Source organism: Amycolatopsis sp. NPDC051045 (genome assembly GCF_040682955.1).
Classification (GTDB): Bacteria; Actinomycetota; Actinomycetes; order Mycobacteriales; family Pseudonocardiaceae; genus Amycolatopsis.
Genome location: NZ_JBFBCC010000005.1, coordinates 456,265 through 471,107 on the forward strand (window position 1 = coordinate 456,265; position 14,843 = coordinate 471,107).

Annotated in this window: 16 protein-coding genes and 1 pseudogene; 13 read left to right on the forward strand and 4 right to left on the reverse strand. The window is 70.5% G+C overall.

Features of this window, described 5'->3' with window-relative positions; genetic code table 11:
- Positions 1–107 precede the first annotated feature (107 nt).
- The 8 genes from AB0M80_RS16030 (at position 108) to AB0M80_RS16065 (ending at position 7,493) form a co-directional block, all read left to right on the forward strand.
- Entirely contained in the window at positions 108–581 is a 474-nt protein-coding gene (locus AB0M80_RS16030) for a helix-turn-helix transcriptional regulator (protein WP_360668957.1), read from the forward strand.
- Positions 581–1,084: an RNA 2',3'-cyclic phosphodiesterase gene (gene thpR, locus AB0M80_RS16035; protein WP_364564615.1), complete on the forward strand. Its 504-nt coding sequence runs from the start codon at positions 581–583 to the stop codon at positions 1,082–1,084. Before AB0M80_RS16030 ends, thpR begins: the two co-directional genes overlap by 1 nt.
- Positions 1,085–1,214: 130 nt before the next feature.
- A complete protein-coding gene (rpsO, locus tag AB0M80_RS16040; protein ID WP_364564618.1) occupies positions 1,215–1,484 on the forward strand; it encodes a 30S ribosomal protein S15 in 270 nt (89 codons plus the stop codon).
- A 226-nt stretch (positions 1,485–1,710) separates the two neighbouring features.
- Positions 1,711–3,960: a polyribonucleotide nucleotidyltransferase gene (locus AB0M80_RS16045; protein WP_364564621.1), complete on the forward strand. Its 2,250-nt coding sequence runs from the start codon at positions 1,711–1,713 to the stop codon at positions 3,958–3,960.
- An 80-nt stretch (positions 3,961–4,040) separates the two neighbouring features.
- Complete coding sequence (locus tag AB0M80_RS16050) at positions 4,041–5,405, forward strand: pitrilysin family protein (protein WP_364564623.1); 1,365 nt, start codon at positions 4,041–4,043, stop codon at positions 5,403–5,405.
- The gene (dapB, locus tag AB0M80_RS16055) at positions 5,402–6,142 is read left to right on the forward strand and encodes a 4-hydroxy-tetrahydrodipicolinate reductase (protein WP_364564626.1); all 741 of its coding nucleotides are present in this window, start codon (positions 5,402–5,404) and stop codon (positions 6,140–6,142) included. The genes AB0M80_RS16050 and dapB overlap by 4 nt, the downstream gene beginning before the upstream one ends.
- Positions 6,139–6,585 (forward strand): hypothetical protein, encoded by a 447-nt coding sequence (locus tag AB0M80_RS16060; RefSeq protein WP_364564628.1) that lies wholly within the window; start codon positions 6,139–6,141, stop codon positions 6,583–6,585. Before dapB ends, AB0M80_RS16060 begins: the two co-directional genes overlap by 4 nt.
- A gap of 74 nt (positions 6,586–6,659) precedes the next feature.
- Entirely contained in the window at positions 6,660–7,493 is an 834-nt protein-coding gene (locus AB0M80_RS16065; RefSeq protein WP_364564631.1) for a Scr1 family TA system antitoxin-like transcriptional regulator, read from the forward strand.
- Positions 7,494–7,549: 56 nt separating this feature from the next.
- Here AB0M80_RS16065 and AB0M80_RS16070 read toward each other — a convergent pair whose 3' ends face one another.
- Positions 7,550–8,068: a hypothetical protein gene (locus AB0M80_RS16070; RefSeq protein WP_364564633.1), complete on the reverse strand. Its 519-nt coding sequence runs from the start codon at positions 8,066–8,068 to the stop codon at positions 7,550–7,552.
- A 318-nt stretch (positions 8,069–8,386) separates the two neighbouring features.
- Here AB0M80_RS16070 and AB0M80_RS16075 point away from each other — a divergent pair.
- Positions 8,387–8,617: pseudogene (locus AB0M80_RS16075) on the forward strand (GtrA family protein); the annotation flags it as partial.
- Positions 8,618–8,683: 66 nt separating this feature from the next.
- Here the strand turns inward: AB0M80_RS16075 and AB0M80_RS16080 are convergent.
- Positions 8,684–9,241, reverse strand: a complete 558-nt coding sequence (locus AB0M80_RS16080) for a GNAT family N-acetyltransferase (RefSeq protein ID WP_364564636.1) — start codon at positions 9,239–9,241, stop codon at positions 8,684–8,686.
- Positions 9,242–9,341: 100 nt separating this feature from the next.
- On the opposite strand from AB0M80_RS16080, the gene AB0M80_RS16085 reads away from it, so the two are divergent.
- Positions 9,342–10,556 carry a crosslink repair DNA glycosylase YcaQ family protein gene (locus tag AB0M80_RS16085; RefSeq protein WP_364564639.1) on the forward strand — a complete coding sequence of 405 codons (1,215 nt, stop codon included), beginning with the start codon at positions 9,342–9,344 and terminating at the stop codon, positions 10,554–10,556.
- A gap of 155 nt (positions 10,557–10,711) precedes the next feature.
- Here AB0M80_RS16085 and AB0M80_RS16090 read toward each other — a convergent pair whose 3' ends face one another.
- Positions 10,712–11,635, reverse strand: a complete 924-nt coding sequence (locus tag AB0M80_RS16090) for a DUF4097 family beta strand repeat-containing protein (RefSeq protein ID WP_364564642.1) — start codon at positions 11,633–11,635, stop codon at positions 10,712–10,714.
- Between the two features lie 10 nt (positions 11,636–11,645).
- Positions 11,646–12,161: a toxin-antitoxin system HicB family antitoxin gene (locus AB0M80_RS16095; RefSeq protein ID WP_364564644.1), complete on the reverse strand. Its 516-nt coding sequence runs from the start codon at positions 12,159–12,161 to the stop codon at positions 11,646–11,648.
- A 119-nt stretch (positions 12,162–12,280) separates the two neighbouring features.
- Here AB0M80_RS16095 and thyX point away from each other — a divergent pair, with 119 nt between their 5' ends.
- From thyX to AB0M80_RS16110, 3 genes are all read left to right on the forward strand, one after another.
- Positions 12,281–13,033: an FAD-dependent thymidylate synthase gene (thyX, locus tag AB0M80_RS16100; RefSeq protein ID WP_364564647.1), complete on the forward strand. Its 753-nt coding sequence runs from the start codon at positions 12,281–12,283 to the stop codon at positions 13,031–13,033.
- Positions 13,033–13,428 carry an ACT domain-containing protein gene (locus AB0M80_RS16105; RefSeq protein ID WP_364564649.1) on the forward strand — a complete coding sequence of 132 codons (396 nt, stop codon included), beginning with the start codon at positions 13,033–13,035 and terminating at the stop codon, positions 13,426–13,428. The genes thyX and AB0M80_RS16105 overlap by 1 nt, the downstream gene beginning before the upstream one ends.
- A 169-nt stretch (positions 13,429–13,597) precedes the next feature.
- On the forward strand, positions 13,598–14,839 hold the full coding sequence (locus AB0M80_RS16110) for an Nramp family divalent metal transporter (RefSeq protein WP_364564651.1): 1,242 nt from the start codon (positions 13,598–13,600) through the stop codon (positions 14,837–14,839).
- The last annotated feature ends 4 nt before the right edge of the window (positions 14,840–14,843 follow it).

Below are 14,843 nucleotides of genomic sequence, written 5' to 3' on the forward strand. Positions count from 1 at the left end.
GGGACGAATGGGGGATTCCGCGTCCAACCACGTGACAGCGATGGCAAGATGCTCACCGACGGTGTGCGCAAGCCGTCCGGACGAGCGGGTTTAGGGGAGCGGAACTGGTGGAGGACCACAAGATCGTCCAGCGCAACATCGCGTTGCAGCGCGAGTGGTACGGGGAGCCGCTCGGCGACCGCGTGCGCCGGCTCGTCGTCGCGTTCGACGTTTCGCAGGCGTTCCTGGCCGAAGTCCTCGGGATCAGCGCCCCCATGCTCAGCCAGGTGATGAGCGGGCGGCGGGCGAAGATCGGCAACCCGGTCGTGCTGGCCAGGATGATCATGCTCGAGCGCAAGATCCTGGTGCCCGAGGTCGCCGCCGGCAACCGCGACGCGATGCTGGCCGCGATGGAGGACGTCCGGGACTCCCGCCCCACCGTCGGCCGCGACAACATCCCGGTGGTCAACGAAGACCAGAAAGTCCTCGCCTACCTGCGTGACCTGGCCGAGGACGAAGACCTGGGCGAGGCCGCCAAGCGCCTCGACGACGAGTTCCCGGCCATCGCCGACCTGCTCCGCCGGGCGGGCCACGGCGCCTGATGCCGGTTCTGTTCAGCGCGCTGCTCCCGCCGTCCGACGTCGTCGAAGCGGTCGCCGGCGCGCTGGGCGAGCGGAACGACGGCCTCCGCTGGGAGCCGCCGGAGCGCTGGCACGTCACCCTCGCCTACTACGGGCCGGACGACGTCGAGACGCGCAGCGCCTGGCTGGCCGGGCGGCTGGCCGGCCGCGCCGCGGTGGACGTCCGGCTGGAAAAGGCCGCGACGTTCCCCGGGGTGCTGTGGTTGACTGTCGCCGGAACGGAGCTGACGCCGCTCGCGCACGCCGCGGGCGCCGACGCCGAAGAGAGGCCCTACCGGCCCCACCTGACGCTCGCGCGGTTCCCCCGGGAAGAACCGGGGCTCGCCGCGCGTTGGACCGAAGAGCTCGCCGGCTTCGCGAGCCGGAGCTGGCAGGCCACCGAGGTGGCGCTGATGACCAGCGAACGCGGGCCGGGTGGTCCCCGGTACCGGGTGGTCCGTGCCTTCGGGCTGGACGGCGCCTGAAGGCCCTGTTCAGCGGGCTGGTAACCTCACGAGCGGGTCCGGCTGCAGTCCGTGGCGGCCGTGACCGTCTTCCCGGCGTGCATCCACGCCCGGGGTCGCACGGCACTGATTATTTCGAGGAGCAACACAAGTGGCGTTGTCCACCGAAGAGAAGAAGTCGGTCCTGGCCGAGTACGGCGTGCACGACTCGGACACGGGATCCCCCGAGGCCCAGGTCGCGCTGCTGACCAAGCGGATCGTCGGCCTCACCGAGCACCTCAAGGCTCACAAGCACGACCACCACTCGCGTCGCGGGCTCCTGCTGCTGGTCGGCCGTCGCCGCCGGCTGCTGAACTACGTGATGAAGGTGGACATCGAGCGTTACCGTGCGCTGATCCAGCGCCTCGGCCTGCGCCGATAGTGGTAGCCGAGGGGGAGTGACCACCGGGTCGCTCCCCCTCGTTTTAAAGAAGAACGGCGCGAGCGCGCACGAGGGTCCGTCCGCCGGTCCTCGGTAGTGGCTTCCGGGAAGAGTCCCGGGAGCTTCGATCGAAGACCGGCCTCATTCCTCGAGCGTCCTCAGCGAAACGGGTCCCAGGGTGGGAGACTCGCGCCGTATAGAAGGAACTAAAGAGGAGAAACACTCTATGACCGACTCCACCGGAGTCACCGTGCACGAGACCGAAGCCGTGATCGACAACGGCCGGTTCGGCACCCGCACCGTCCGCTTCGAGACGGGCCGCCTGGCCAAGCAGGCCGCCGGCGCCGTCGTCGCGTACCTCGACGAAGAGACCATGCTGCTCTCGGCGACGACCGCGTCGAAGCACCCGAAGGACCACTTCGACTTCTTCCCCCTGACGGTGGACGTCGAGGAGCGCATGTACGCCGCCGGCCGCATCCCCGGCGCGTTCTTCCGCCGCGAGGGCCGTCCCTCGACCGACGCGATCCTGACCTGCCGCCTGATCGACCGGCCGCTGCGCCCCTCGTTCACCGACGGTCTCCGCAACGAGATCCAGGTCGTCATCACCGTCCAGAGCCTGAACCCGGACGACCCGTACGACGTGCTGGCCATCAACGCCGCGTCGGCGTCGACCCAGCTCGCCGGCCTGCCGTTCTCGGGCCCGGTCGGCGGCGTGCGCGTCGCACTGGTCGAGGACCAGTGGGTCGCGTTCCCGACCTGGTCGCAGCTGGAGAAGGCGACCTTCAACATGGTCGTCGCCGGCCGCATCGTGGGCGAGGACGTCGCGATCATGATGGTCGAGGCCGAGGGCACCGAGCACACGCTCGACCTGATCGCCGCGGGCGGCAAGGCGCCGGACGAGGCCGCGGTCGCCGCGGGCCTCGAGGCCTCGAAGCCGTTCATCAAGGTGCTGTGCGAGGCCCAGCAGAAGCTGGCCGACGTCGCCGCCAAGCCGACCGGTGAGTTCCCGGTCTTCCTGGCCTACGAGCAGGACGTCTACGACGCCGTCGCGGCGATCGCCACCGACGACCTGGCTCGTGCGCTGCAGATCCCGGGCAAGCAGGACCGCGACGCCGCGACCGACGAGGTCAAGGCCGCCGTGCTGGAGAAGGTCGGCGTGGGCGAGGGCGAAGCCTTCGAAGGCCGCGACAAGGAGATCGGCGGGGCGTTCAAGGCCCTGACGAAGAAGATCATGCGCCAGCGGGTCCTCACCGAGAAGATCCGCATGGACGGCCGTGGCCTCACCGACATCCGGTCGCTCTCGGCCGAGGTCGCCGTGATCCCGCGGGCGCACGGCTCGGCGCTGTTCGAGCGCGGCGAAACCCAGATCCTGGGCGTCACCACGCTGAACATGCTTCGCCTGGAGCAGCAGATCGACTCGCTGTCCCCAGAGACGCACAAGCGCTACATGCACCACTACAACTTCCCGCCGTTCTCCACCGGCGAGACCGGCCGCGTCGGTTCGCCGAAGCGCCGCGAGATCGGCCACGGCATGCTCGCCGAGCGCGCCCTGGTGCCGGTGCTGCCGAAGCGGGACGAGTTCCCGTACGCGATCCGCCAGGTCTCCGAGGCGCTGGCCTCGAACGGCTCGACCTCGATGGGCTCGGTCTGCGCGTCCACGATGGCGCTGTACAACGCCGGCGTGCCGCTGAAGGCGCCGGTCGCGGGCATCGCGATGGGCCTGGTCTCGGACGAGGTCGACGGCGAGACCCGCTACGTGGCGCTCACCGACATCCTCGGTGCCGAGGACGCCCTGGGCGACATGGACTTCAAGGTCGCCGGCACCAAGGACATCATCACCGCGCTGCAGCTGGACACGAAGCTCGACGGCATCCCCTCCGAGGTGCTCGCCGCCGCGCTGAAGCAGGCGAAGGACGCTCGCCTCACCATCCTGGAGGTCATCGCCGAGGCGATCGACAGCCCGGACGAGATGAGCCCGTACTCCCCGCGCGTCACCAGCGTGAAGATCCCGGTCGACAAGATCGGCGAGGTCATCGGCCCGAAGGGCAAGATGATCAACTCGATCACCGAGCAGACCGGTGCCGACATCTCCATCGAGGACGACGGCACGATCTACGTGGGCGCGGCCGACGGCCCGTCGGCGGAGGCGGCGATCGACCTGATCAACGCCATCGCCAACCCGCAGCTGCCCAAGGTCGGCGAGCGCTTCCTCGGCACCGTGGTGAAGACGGCCGCGTTCGGCGCGTTCGTCTCCCTGCTGCCGGGCAAGGACGGCCTGGTGCACATCTCCAAGCTGGGCAACGGCAAGCGGATCAACAAGGTCGAGGACGTGGTCAACGTGGGCGACAAGCTCCGCGTCGAGATCGCCGACATCGACAACCGCGGCAAGATCAGCCTGATCGTGGTCAAGGAGGACGACGCCCCGGCCGCCGAGGGTGACGCGCCCGCCGCCGACGCCGAGAAGGCCGACGCCTGAGCAAGTCTGTCCGTGAAGGCCACCTTGAGGGACCAAGAGTCCCTCAAGGTGGCCTTCGCGGCTAGTTGAGTAAGGAACCCATGGCACGGCAGGTTTCCGGGCACGAGCAGCCCGTCGGCACCACCCGCACGCTCGAGTCCACTCCGGACGGTGCGGTCGTCAAGCGCAGCGTTCTGCCCGGCGGCCTGCGCGTGATCACCGAGCACGTCCCGGCGTCCCGCTCGGCCACGGTCGGGCTCTGGGTCGGCATCGGCTCCCGCGACGAGCCGGCCGCCGTCGCCGGCGCCGCGCACTACCTCGAGCACCTGCTGTTCAAGGGCACCAAGCACCGCGACGCCACGCAGATCGCCGAGGAGATCGACGCGGTCGGCGGCGAGTTCAACGCCTTCACGGCGAAGGAGCACACCTGCTACTACGCGCAGGTGCTCGACGCCGACCTCCCGCTCGCCGTGGACCTGGTCACCGACGTCGTGTTCGAGGCGCTGTGCACCGACCGGGACATGGACATGGAACGCAGCGTCGTCCTCGAAGAGATCTCGATGCGCGACGACGATCCCGAGGACCTGCTGCACGAGACGTTCGTCAGCGCGATCCTCGGCGACCACCCGCTCGGCCGCCCGGTGCTCGGCACCGAGAAGTCCATTGTGGAAATGGCGCCCGCGGCGCTGCGGAACTTCTACAAGCGCCGGTACACGCTGCCGCGGATGGTCCTGTCCGTGGCCGGGAACATCGACCACAACCAGGTGCTCCGGCTGGTCCGCAAGGCCTTGAAGGACCGGTTGACCGGAGCCGCGACGCCGGTCGCCCCGCGCGAGGGCCGCGCCCGGATCAAGACCGTGCCGAAGCTGGCCCTGCACACCGACGACACCGAGCAGGCGCACGTCATGCTCGGCCTGCGTTCGCTGTCGCGCCACGACGACCGTCGCTTCGCCCTGTCGGTGCTGAACGCGGCGCTCGGCGGCGGCATGAGTTCGCGGCTGTTCCAGGAGATCCGGGAGCAGCGCGGGCTGGCCTACCAGGTGTACTCGTCGGTCGCGAGCTACGCCGACACCGGCCACATGGCCGTGTACGCCGGGTGCCAGCCGGAGAAGCTCGGCGACGTCGCCGGCGTCATCCGCGAGGTGCTCGACAAGGTCGGCGTCGACGGCCTGACCGATGCCGAGGTGGCCCGCGCCAAGGGCCAGCTGCGTGGCGGGCTGGTGCTGGGCCTGGAGGACACGTCGTCGCGGATGTCGCGGATCGGCAAGAACGAGCTCAACTACGGCCACTACCTGGGCGTCGACGACACGATCGCCCGCATCGACGCGGTGACCGCCGAGGACGTGTGTGCGCTCGCTCGCACTTTGTTCGCGCGGCCGGGCGGGGTCTCGGCGGCGGCGGTCGTGGGGCCGTACGCTCACGCCGACGACCTTCCGGACGACCTGCACGAGGTGATCGCTTCATGACCATCAACGTCGGTGTGCTCGGCGCGCGCGGCCGCATGGGTGCGACGGTGGTGAACGCCGTCGAAGGCGCCGAAGACATGAAGCTCGTCGCAGCGCTGGACGCCGGCGACGACTTCGCGGCGCTGGCCGACGCCCGGGTGGTCGTCGACTTCACCCACCCCGACGCCGTGATGGACAACCTGAAGTACCTGGTCGAGCACGACATCCACGCGGTCGTCGGCACCACCGGCTTCAGCGAGGAGCGGCTGGCCGAGCTGCGTGCCTTGCTGGAGCCGAAGCCGGAGCTGGGGGTGCTGATCGCGCCGAACTTCGCCCTCGGCGCGGTCCTGGCGATGCGGTTCGCGGCTCAGGCGGCGAAGTTCTACGCCTCCGCCGAGATCATCGAGCTGCACCACAACCGCAAGGCCGACGCGCCTTCGGGCACCGCGGCGCACACCGCGCGGATGATCGCCGCCGCGCGGGCCGAGGCGGGCGTGACGCCGGGGCCGGACGCGACGACGGCCGAGCTGGACGGCGCCCGCGGCGCTTCGGTCGAGGACGTCCGCGTGCACTCGGTCCGGCTGCCGGGCCTGGTCGCGCACGAGGAGATCCTGTTCGGCGGCGAGGGGGAGACCCTGACCATCCGCCACGACTCGCTCGACCGGACGTCGTTCATGCCGGGTGTGCTGCTCGGCGTCCGCACGGTGCTGACGCGGCCCGGCCTGACGGTCGGTCTGGAAAACGTCCTCGACCTGTGAAGGCCCGCAATGTCGCGCTGCTGCTGACGGCGGCGCTGCTGGTGTACCTGGTTCTGCTCGCGGACCGGGCGTTCGCCCTGCTCGAGACGGGAACGGGCGTCGGCATCGCGTTGGGGGCCGGCGTCCTGCTGCTGCCCGTCCTCGGCGTCTGGGTCGTCGTCGTGACCTGGCGCAGCGGTCTGCAGATCCAGCGCCTGTCGCGTCGCCTGGACGCCGAGGGCGCGCTCCCGGACGTCTCGGACCTGCCGCGCCGGCCCTCGGGCCGGGTGGACCGCGAGGCGGCCGACGCGTGGTTCGAAGAGCGCCGCGCGGAGGTCGAGGCCGACCAGGGGAACTGGCGGGTCTGGTACAGGCTCGCGTACGCGTACGACGTCGCCGGTGACCGTCGCCGGGCCCGCGAGACGATGAAGAAAGCCGTGGAACTGGAGGCGGCGGACCGTTGAGTTCCCCAGGTGTGGCAATTCGCTGACAGTTGTCGTTCATTCGGGAAATGCGGGGCCTTCGTATTATCGCCCGCATGAAACCGACTTCGTCTTCTCCTGGTTCACGGGCGTTGTCCGCGTCGCTGCGCGAAGTACGCGAAGCACGGAATTTCGGATTGCGCGAGCTGGCGAGGGCGCTGGAGGTGGACCCGCGGTTGCTGTCCCAGTGGGAACTCGGGGTCCGGGTGCCGCCGATCGAGGAGGTGGCGCGGATCCTCGGGTACCTGCGGGTGGACCGGGCGGTGACGAACCGGATTTTGTCCTTGACCCAGCACGTGAAGGATCCGAACTGGCTGGACGCCAACCCGTCGGATCTGCCCGCGGCGCTCACCGCGGTCATCCAGTGCGAACGTTCGGCGAGCCTGATCACGAATTGGTCCCCGCTGGTCATTCCGGGGCTGTTGCAGACTCCCGACTACGCCCGGGCTTTGCTGGCCGCTTCCGAAATCAGGGTGGAGGATGTCGATGCGCGGCTGGTGGCCCGCCTGAAACGGCAGCGCATTCTTTCCGGGGATGAGCCGGCGCGGCTCAAGGCGATCGTCTCCGAACGGGCGATCCGCGAAGTGGTGGGCGACCCGAACATCATGTCCGACCAGATCGACCACCTGCTCGGCTTGGCTGTCACCTCGAACATTTCAGTGCGGATCGTGCCCGCTGACGTGGGATATCACCCGGGCAAGGGGGACATGTTCGCGCTCTACGAGTTTTCCAGTGAGTCACCGATAGTCTTGCTGGAGCATCACCACGCCAGCGCCTTCATCAACGAGCCGGGCGCTGTCGCCGGCTACCGGAAGCTGGTGAAGCTCTTGTCGGGCAAGGCTTTGAGCGAGGAAGCCTCGCGGGCGCTGCTGCAGGAGATGGCGCGATAGAGGGCATCGTGTTCCCGGGCCGCAGGGTCGCGCGGACCGCACTCTGCTCAGTGGCGTCAGTGGTGCAGCCACCCCGCGAACACCGCGGGTGAAGCCGCTATCAAACTGAACCGGATCCACCTTCCGGCCAGTCCCGTGGTCAGGAAGGTCACGAACCGCATCCGGACCAGCCCGGCCAGCACGCTCGTCGCCATGAACGGCGGCAGGCCCACCAACGAACTCACGCCGTAGGTCCCGGCCATCCAGTGCGGGTGCCGGTGGCAGCGCTCGCGCAGCCACTCGACCCGGCCACGCAGCCGCTTGGTCCGCAGCTGCCAGCGCACGCGCCGCGGCGTCATCGGGCGTTCGCGGTGCAAGCGGTCGTGCAGCGGCTTCGGCAGCTTGATCGTGCCGCGCGCGGCGAGGTAGTACAGCGTCTTCCCGGCGATCTGCCCGACGGCCACCGCGGCCCCGAGCCACAGCCAGTGCAGCCCCGGCTGGCTCGCGCACAGCCCGAGCAGGAACACTTCGGCGTTGATCAGCGGCACGATGGCCGAACCGAACGCCACGCCCAGCGTCAGCAGGATCCAGCTCATCGTGTCACCTCCTGAAAATCGCTCGCGTTCTTCCAAGTTATCAGCCTGAAATCTCCGCGCACTGGTGTTGGCCCCACCTTTCGGCCGGTGGCCGGCACCAGAAGATCACCTGCCGGACGGCCGGCCGTCACCCTCCACCGGCACGCTGGCGGGGTGGCCACCGAGCAAACCCGTACGCCCGCTGACCGATTCGGCGCCCTCTGCCGGGCCGTCGTGCGCGTGCTGCCGCTGGGCCTGTCGCGGATCGTGGCGCCGACGTTCCTCGGGTTCTGCCTCATCAACGGTCTGACGTTCGGGGTCGACCTGGCGTTGCTCACCGTGTTCCACGGCCTGCTCGGCCGGCCGGTGTGGCTGGCGATCACGCTGGCGTACGGCTGCGCGTTCGGGCTGAGTTTCGTGCTGAACCGGACGTTCAACTTCCATTCCCACGCCGCCGTCGGAATCCAGCTCGCGCTTTACATCGTGGCGATTGCTGTCAATTACGCCGCGTTTCTGCTGGGTGTGGGCGCGGGATTGACGGCGCTGGGCGTCGAATACCACGTCTCGCGGCTGCTCGCGGGCGCCTGCGAAGGCGTGTTCATGTACGCGGTGATGCGGTGGGTGATCTTCCCGGGTTCAGGCGAGCGCGAGGTCGAGGGGGCCGGTGAGCCGGACCTCGCGGATCGTGCGTTCGCCGGTGTCGAGGGTGCGGACCGTGCCGTCGGGGTGCCAGCCGGCCCGCCGGTAGAAGCCGAGGGTGGCGTGGTCGCCCTGGGCGACCCAGGCGATGCCGCGCCCGGCGCCGTCGGCCCGGAGCCCGGCGGCGGCCGTCGCGAGTAGCCGTCCGGCGTGACCGCGGCGGCCCCAGCGCGGCTCGACGAGCAGGGTGGCGATCAGGCCGGTGGTGTCCGCGTCCTCGGGCAGGCTCCCGTCGGCGGCGGCGACCTCGCCTTCGGGTGCGCGGCCCGCGACGCAGAAGCCGACGGTGAACTCGCCCTCGGTCGCGACGTAGACCAGGGTGGCGGGGTAGTCGATGGTCTCGGTCCAGGTCCCGACGAGGTCGGCGGCGTCCAGTTCGGCCAGCGCCTGCTTGCCGAGGAGGTCCTCGTAGGCGGCGTGCCAGGTGTCCCGCTGGATGCGGGCGATCTCCGCGGCGTCGGACAGGTCGGCGGGGCGGACGGCGGCGTCGCTCATGGGCAGAAGTTAGTACAGCGGAGCGAAGCTCCTCCGGTGAGGGCGGTGGTGGAGCGTTCTCGCGAAAACTGTCGGTGGTGGCTGGCACCATGTCCTCACCATGCAAACGATCAGTGTCTCGACGGCCCGGAAGACGTTCCTGGCCGCGCAGGGCTTCGCCGACCCACGTCCGTCCGGTGCGCCTTCGCGGCGGCACCTGAAACGCGTGCTTTCGCGGGTGCAGCTGCTGCAGCTGGACTCGGTGAACGTCGCGGTCCGGGCGCACTACATGCCGGTGTTCTCGCGGCTCGGTGCGTACGAGCCCGAGTTGCTGGACAGCGCGGCGTGGGCGCACTCGGCCCGCCAGCCGCGGCTGCTGGTCGAGACGTGGGCGCACGAGGCCAGCCTGCTGCCGATCGAAGACTGGCCGCTGATCCGGTCGGGCGCGAAGCGGGACGGCTGGTGGCGGAACTACCGGCCGCTGGTGGAGAAGTCGCCGGGGCTGGTCGACGAGATCCTGTCGGTGGTCAAGGAGTTCGGCCCGATCGGCGCGGGCGGCATCGAACGCGCAGTGGAGGCGGACGCGCAGCGGCGGGGCCCGGGCTCGTGGTGGGAGCGGTCGGAGGTCAAGCGCGTCTGCGAGTACCTGTTCGGCATCGGCCGGCTGACCACGGGCACGCGGCGGTCCTTCGAGCGGCTCTACGACCTCACCGAGCGGGTGGTCCCGCCGGAAATCCTGGCCCGGTCGGTCTCGGCGGAGGAGGGCGCACGCGGACTGATCGAGCGCTCGGCGCGCGCACTGGGCGTCGCGACGGAGACCGACCTGCGCGACTACTACCGCCTCGGCCCGGCCACGGCCCGCCAGGCGGTGACGGAGCTGGTGGAGTCCGGGGTCCTGGAGCCGGTCGAGGTCCGCGGCTGGAAGCAGGTGGCGTACCGGCATACGGCGTCGCGCACACCGAGGTCGGTGCCGGGCCGCGCGCTGCTGTGCCCGTTCGACCCGCTGATCTGGGAGCGGGCCCGCACCGAGCGGTTGTTCGGGTTCCACTACCGGATCGAGATCTACGTCCCGGAGCCGAAGCGGGTGTACGGGTATTACGTGTTCCCGTTCCTGCTGGACGGCTCGCTGGTGGCGCGGGTGGACCTGAAGGCCGACCGTGCGGCAGGGGTGTTGCGGGTCCAGGGCGCGTTCGCCGAGGAAGGCGCGGACGTGGCCCGGGTACTCCCGGAGCTGGCGGCAGAGCTGCGCCACATGGCGGAGTGGCTCGGCTTGTCAGGCGTGGCCGTAGGCCTGCGGGGCGACTTGGCGGGGCCGCTGGCGAAGCTGGTGCGCTGAGGCGCGGCGCACGGCAGGTATCCCCGGCTCGGGCGACGTGCCGGACGACATGGACGAGTCATGCACTCCACCCCACCGCACGACGCTTTCCGGTGTTCGCGCGAACGGGCCGTCCCCGGCACCCCCGCCGGGAACGGCCCGTCCCTCCCCCTTGCTCAGCTCGCCGCGCGGGTGACCACGGCGTTGCCGGTGCCCGTGCGGGCGCGGACCTTCAGCTTCACGCCGCCTTCGGGGGCGGTGTCGGCGACGTCCAGCTCGCTGGAGACCCGGCCGGCGCTGGAGGTCAGATCGACCTCGGCCGCCGTCCCGCCGCGGATGCCGATCCGGACCTCGCCGGAGCCGGTGATCAGATCGAGCGTGCCCGAACCGGCGTCGGCCACCGACAGGTCGCCGCTGCCCGTGCGGGCCATCACTTCGCCGGAGACCGCGCCCAGCCAGACGTCGCCGGTGCCGGTGGCCAGGGTGGCCGACCCGGCGATCGACGACGCCTCGACGTGGCCGCTGCCGCTGCGCAGCTGCAGCCCGCCGAGCGTCGGGCCGAGCTTGACGGCGCCGCTGCCGGTGCGGATCGTGGCCGAGCCGTCGGCGCGGTCGAGCTTCACCTCGCCGGAGCCGGTCAGCAGGTCGACGCGGCCGGCCGAGCCGGTCACCGTGACGTCCGCCGCGCCGGCCCGCACCTCGACGTGGGAGCCCGCCGGCGCGTGCACCTTCACCGCGAGCGCGACGTTGCGCAGCTGCCACGCCTTCGGCGCGCTCACGACCAGCCGGTTGCCCAGCTTCTCGATCCGGCTCTGCCGCACCGCCTCGGCGGGGGAGGCGCCCGGGTCGACGCCCAGCTGGTCGCCGAAGCGTTCGCCGACCCAGGACAGCAGGCTGTTGACGCCCGCCACCCACGGCTGCTGCTCGCCCTGGTCGTGCCGCAGCTCGACGCGCGCGCCGGAATCGCCGTCGAGGACGACCTCGACGCGGCCGATCGTGACGCTGATGTCGAGCTCCAGCGGGACTTCGGTGTCGAACTCGTCGATCCGGACCAGTTCGTCGTTCGGCTCTTCGGCCGGTGTGGTCTGTTCTTCGCTCATCGTGATCCCCTCAGCCTTCGACCCAGCCGTGCAGGTGCGACCCGGGCCGGTCGCCCTTGCCGTGGTGCTTGTGGCCCCCGCCGCCGAGCGCGCCGTGCCCCAGCGCGCCCTGCACCGCCTGCGAAACGAACGTGTTCAGCGAGACGCCCTGGGCCGCCGCCGCGCGCTCGGCTTGCCCCTTGATCTGCTCGACCAGCCGGAGCGTGATCCGGCTGATGTCACCACCGTCGATCGGTGGCGGCGGGGTGGTGTCACGTGGTGTCGCGTGTGACGCCGTCTCCTCGGCGGTGCCGGTGACGACCACGCGGACATCGCGGCCGTCGAGCCGGACGTCCACCACCTGGCCCGGCAATGCGGCCGTGACCTCGGCGGCGAGGTCGGCGAGGGCGTTCATCAGAGTCAGGCGGACGGCGGGTTCGAGCGCGGAAGACAGCAGTGCGGCCGCCCGCCGGGTGTGCTCGTCCCCGGCGGCAGCCGTGTTCGCGAGGTCCTCGCGAAGGTTGGCGATGTACGGCGTCAGGTCCATGACACCACTATGACGTCATCTGTGGCGTCAGTCAAGGCGGGCGTGATGTCACGTGTCCCCCGGGAGTGGGCGGCCCCGCGCGGTTAGGCTGCGCGGGTGCCGGGAGAAGGAGTGCTGACGTGACCGGAACCGTGTCACCCAGAGTGCAGCTGATCGCGAAGACCGAGTTCTTCCCGCCCGAAGACGTGCCGTGGTCGACCGACGCGGACGGCGGCGAAGCGCTCGCCGAGTTCGCCGGCCGCGCCTGCTACCAGTCCTGGACGAAGCCGAACCCGGCCACCGCGACCAACGCCGGCTACCTCGAGCACATCATCGACGTCGGCCACCTTTCGGTGCTGGAGCACGGTTCGGTGACCTTGTACATCACCGGCATCTCCCGGTCGCTGACCCACGAGCTGATCCGGCACCGCCACTTCTCCTACTCCCAGCTCTCGCAGCGCTACGTCCCGGAGCGCAACGCCGAGTTCGTCGAGCCGGAGGTGATCGCGAACGACCCGGTGCTGCACGAGAAGTTCCTCGCGGCGACCCGGGCGAGCGTCGACGCCTACACCGAGCTGCTGGCCGGGCTCGAAGAGAAGTTCGCCGACGTCCCGGGCGCGACCCTGCGCCGCAAGCAGGCCCGCCAAGCCGCCCGCGCCGTGCTGCCGAACGCGACCGAGACCCGGATCGTCGTGACGGGGAACTACCGCGCCTGGCGCCACTTCGTCGCGATGCGCGCCACCGAGCACGCCGACGTCGAAATCCGCGAGCTGGCCGTGGAATGCCTGCGGCAGCTGCAGAAAGCGGCCGCGAACGTGTTCGCGGACTTCACCATCTCGACGCTGCCCGACGGCACCGAGATCGCCACGAGCCCGAAGGTGCTGGAAGGCTGATGAAGCGACTCGCGATCGATGTCCGGCCCGGCGAGTACGCCGTCGTGCGGTTGCCCGCGGACGCCGCGGTGCCCGCCGAGCTCCTCGAACCCGGAGACGCCTTCGTGTCGGTGACGCGGACGCCCGAGGAACTGTCCGTGATCTGCCCGGCCGGCCGCGAGCCGGGCGGCAGCACGGCGGCCGAGGACGGCTGGCGGCTGCTGTCGGTCCGCGGCCCGCTGGAGTTCACGCTCACCGGCATCATCGCCGCGCTGGCCTCGGAGCTGGCCGCCGCCGGGGTCGCGCTGTTCTCGATGTCGACGTTCGACACCGACCACATCCTGGTGCGCGCCACCGACCTCGACCACGCGGTCACGGCGCTGCGCGAATCCGGCCACGAGGTCGCCCACCCCTGACCCGAAGTCCGTGAAGGCCACCTCCAAGGACGCTACGTCCCTCGATGTGGCCTTCACGGCTTTTTGGGTATCCGGACGCGAGGGTGGGCGCGCTCACCCTTGAAAAGCAAAGTTCGGCATGCCTAAACTTCGGTTTGGGATCCCCGACATCCGGTGAAAGGCAGGCTTCATGGCGGTGACCGAGGCTGTCCGCCCGAGATTGGTGTCCCGCCTGCGCACCGGGTCGGCCCTGCTCGGGCCCGCGTTCGTCGCCTCCATCGCCTACGTCGACCCCGGGAACGTCGCCTCCAACATCAGCGCCGGCGCCCGCTACGGCTACCTGCTGGTCTGGGTGATCGTCGCGGCGAACCTGATGGCCGTGCTCGTGCAGTACCTGTCGGCGAAGCTCGGCCTGGTCAGCGGGATGTCGCTGCCCGAGGCCCTGCGCGCCCGCCTGTCCCGGCCGGCGCGGCTGGCCTACTGGGCGCAGGCCGAGGTCGTCGCCATCGCCACCGACCTGGCCGAGGTCGTCGGCGGCGCCATCGCGCTCAACCTGCTGTTCGACCTGCCGCTCATCGTCGGCGGCGTGATCACCGGCGCGGTTTCGCTGACGCTGCTGGCGGTGCAGGACCGCGGCGGTCAGCGGACGTTCGAGCGGGTCGTCACCGGGCTGCTGGCGGTGATCGCGATCGGCTTCCTGGCCAGCCTGTTCGTCGAGCCGCCGTCGGCCACCCAAACGCTCGGCGGGCTGGTGCCGAGGTTCGACGGCGCGGGCAGCATCCTCATCGCCGCGGCGATGCTGGGCGCGACGGTCATGCCCCACGCCGTCTACCTGCACTCCGGCCTGGTCCGCGACCGCCACGGCCTGCCCGACGTGACCACCCGCCGCCGCCTGCTGCGCGCCACCCGCGCCGACGTCGGCCTGGCCATGCTGCTGGCGGGGGCGGTCAACCTCGGCATGCTCCTGCTCGCCGCGACGAACCTCCAGGGCCAGGACGGCGTCGACAGCATCGAAGGCGCGCACAGCGCGGTCGCCCAGGCGCTCGGCCCCGGCATCGCCCTGATGTTCGCGATCGGCCTGCTGGCGTCCGGCCTGGCCTCGACGTCGGTCGGCGCGTACGCGGGCGCGATGATCATGCAAGGGTTGCTGCACAAGCGGATCCCGCTGGTCCTGCGCCGGCTGATCACGCTCATCCCGGCCATCGTGGTGCTCGCCCTCGGCGCCGACCCGAGCACCGCGCTGGTCGTTTCCCAGGTGGTGCTGTCGTTCGGGATCCCCTTCGCGCTGGTACCGCTGATCCGCTTGACGGCCGACCGTGATGTGATGGGGGTGGACGCGAACCGCCGGCTGACGACGGTTGCGGCCTCGGTGATCGCGGCGATCATCATCGCTCTCAACCTGGTGCTCATCTACCTGACGGTCACCGGTTGACCCA

What these genes read in the sequence shown, in the direction of transcription:
- AB0M80_RS16090 (WP_364564642.1), bottom strand. Translation starts at nt 11,635, where the DNA reads ATGAGCGAAGAACAGACCACACCGGCCGAAGAGCCGAACGACGAACTG.
- AB0M80_RS16085 (WP_364564639.1), top strand. Translation starts at nt 9,342, where the DNA reads ATGCAAACGATCAGTGTCTCGACGGCCCGGAAGACGTTCCTGGCCGCG.
- AB0M80_RS16105 (WP_364564649.1), top strand. Translation starts at nt 13,033, where the DNA reads ATGAAGCGACTCGCGATCGATGTCCGGCCCGGCGAGTACGCCGTCGTG.
- dapB (WP_364564626.1), top strand. Translation starts at nt 5,402, where the DNA reads ATGACCATCAACGTCGGTGTGCTCGGCGCGCGCGGCCGCATGGGTGCG.
- AB0M80_RS16065 (WP_364564631.1), top strand. Translation starts at nt 6,660, where the DNA reads ATGAAACCGACTTCGTCTTCTCCTGGTTCACGGGCGTTGTCCGCGTCG.
- AB0M80_RS16050 (WP_364564623.1), top strand. Translation starts at nt 4,041, where the DNA reads ATGGCACGGCAGGTTTCCGGGCACGAGCAGCCCGTCGGCACCACCCGC.
- AB0M80_RS16110 (WP_364564651.1), top strand. Translation starts at nt 13,598, where the DNA reads ATGGCGGTGACCGAGGCTGTCCGCCCGAGATTGGTGTCCCGCCTGCGC.
- thpR (WP_364564615.1), top strand. Translation starts at nt 581, where the DNA reads ATGCCGGTTCTGTTCAGCGCGCTGCTCCCGCCGTCCGACGTCGTCGAA.
- AB0M80_RS16080 (WP_364564636.1), bottom strand. Translation starts at nt 9,241, where the DNA reads ATGAGCGACGCCGCCGTCCGCCCCGCCGACCTGTCCGACGCCGCGGAG.
- AB0M80_RS16095 (WP_364564644.1), bottom strand. Translation starts at nt 12,161, where the DNA reads ATGGACCTGACGCCGTACATCGCCAACCTTCGCGAGGACCTCGCGAAC.
- AB0M80_RS16070 (WP_364564633.1), bottom strand. Translation starts at nt 8,068, where the DNA reads ATGAGCTGGATCCTGCTGACGCTGGGCGTGGCGTTCGGTTCGGCCATC.
- AB0M80_RS16045 (WP_364564621.1), top strand. Translation starts at nt 1,711, where the DNA reads ATGACCGACTCCACCGGAGTCACCGTGCACGAGACCGAAGCCGTGATC.